2 protein-coding genes are annotated in these 1,986 nt (G+C 40.1%); one reads left to right on the top strand and one right to left on the bottom strand.

Translation table 11 applies throughout. The features are described from left to right. The first annotated feature begins 225 nt into the window (after positions 1 to 225). Positions 226 to 954 (top strand): YebC/PmpR family DNA-binding transcriptional regulator, encoded by a 729-nt coding sequence (locus AC1DPQ_RS26330; RefSeq protein WP_029274031.1) that lies wholly within the window; start codon positions 226 to 228, stop codon positions 952 to 954. Between the two features lie 452 nt (positions 955 to 1,406). Here AC1DPQ_RS26330 and AC1DPQ_RS26325 read toward each other — a convergent pair. Further along, positions 1,407 to 1,986 (bottom strand): carboxylesterase family protein (locus AC1DPQ_RS26325; RefSeq protein WP_477611376.1); only part of this gene is annotated, 580 nt, incomplete at its 5' end.

Genomic DNA, 1,986 nt, shown 5'->3' with positions numbered 1-1,986 from the left:
ATCTTACGCCGCTAATGATCCCCGTCAGCAAATTGCAAATAGCTGGCCACGTTCTATCGACGATAACTATGCTGCAAAAGATTGGGGATGGAAACCAGAGTTCGATTTGTCGAAACTGACAATTGATATGTTGAATAATTTAAAAAAATAATATAAAGGTAGAGGGTTGAAAGGTTGAAGGCATAAGGTCTCCTATCTCAAATCTTATATCTCAATACTCGAAAAATGGGAAGAGCATTCGAATTTAGAAAAGAGAGAAAATTTAAGCGTTGGGCCAAAATGGCGGTTCAGTTTACGCGTATTGGTAAAGATATTGTAATGGCAGTTAAGGAATCCGGACCTCATCCAGAAACCAACTCGCGCTTACGTACGGCTATGCAAAATGCGAAAGCGGTAAACATGCCAAAAGATAGGGTAGAGGCAGCTATTAAGCGTGCATCTGATAAATCGATGGCCAATTACGAAGAAATTGTATATGAAGGTTATGCGCCACACGGTGTTGCCGTTTTAATTGAAACTGCTACTGATAATACCAACCGTACCGTAGCAAACGTTCGTAGTTATTTTAACAAAACGGATGGTTCTTTGGGTAAAACCGGATCGTTAGATTTCGTTTTTAACCGCAAATCTGTTTTCCGTTTTGTACCAGCTGAAGGTTTAGACTTAGAAGAGTTAGAATTTGAACTAATTGATGCTGGTTTAGAAGAATTATACGTAGAGGCTGATGAAGAAGGCAACGATATCGCTGTTGCTCAAGGTGCTTTCGAAAACTTTGGATCTTTACAAAAAGCTTTAGAAGAAAAAGGCATAGAGTTAAAGAGTTCAAAATTAGAGCGTATTGCTTTATCTCACCATGAGGTAACGGAAGAGCAGGCAGCTGATGTTTTGAAATTGATCGATAAGTTAGAGGAAGATGATGATGTGCAGGCGGTTTACCATAATATGGCAGAATAATATCAATTAGAATATTTTACAAGAGCTTGAAGATTTTTCTTCAGGCTTTTTTTGTGGTTTTTGTTTTTGAAGAGCAAAATCGGTGCTTATTGGTTACGACGGTCCCGCCATCATTTCAAGTCCTCGGCCTCGTTCCTCAACCTCCGGGCTTTCCATTTTGTCGGGTCTAGGTTACTTAGGTCAACCTAGGTAAATTAAACCTGACAGCAGCGGGCACGAACTCCCGATTTAAGCACTATTTTTATTGTTCTATTGTGTGCTTGCTTGTTTCACAGGTTTTCAATCGGGGTGAGTAAAGCGGATGGCAGGGCTTTTGGAACCGATAAGATACCGAACCTTGCTTTTCTAATTCTTTTACTCCTGATCGTCACCCTGATCCGATAGCTATCGGATTTATTTCAGGGTCTTGCCAGATAGATACTGAAACAAGTTCATTATGACGGATCGTTCTACTATTTCTTATGTGAAAATAGCCAGGTTAACAATTCTGGCTCTGCAAAGGCGCTGTCCCAGCTATTGTGGTTGGCATTTGGGTAAAGGGTAAATTTTACCTCATCTCCAACGGTTTTTAAGCGCTCGGCAATGGCAATCGAAAAAGCCGGATCAACTACATCATCTTTTGCGCCATGGAAAATCCAAAGCGGTATTTTTTGATATTTTTTAATATTGTTGGTGTTATCGCCACCACAGATGGCAATGGCAGCGGTAAATTTGCGGCGTTCTCTTCTTAAAAGCTCATAAGTACCCATTGCCCCCATTGATAAACCGCCCACATACACCTGGTCTTTGTTTATATAAGGTTTATTAAGGAAGTTTTTAACCATGCCTTGTAGCGCATGCATAATTTTGGTTGGTTTGCCACCCTCCACAAAACTGATTCTCCTTTTACCTTTTGCATCTTTCTCAAAATTGGCATTTGCCCAAAAGTCGTTTGATGGGCATTGTGGGAAAACAACAATAGCAGGGAAATTTTTGCGTAAATCATCTTTTAAAAACAATTTTCCACCATGTACCAGTTGACTGGTATTGTCA

The sequence above is a fragment of the Pedobacter sp. 01T416_2 genome (genome assembly GCF_056398925.1).
This window is presented reverse-complemented; position numbering and strand designations above follow the sequence as displayed.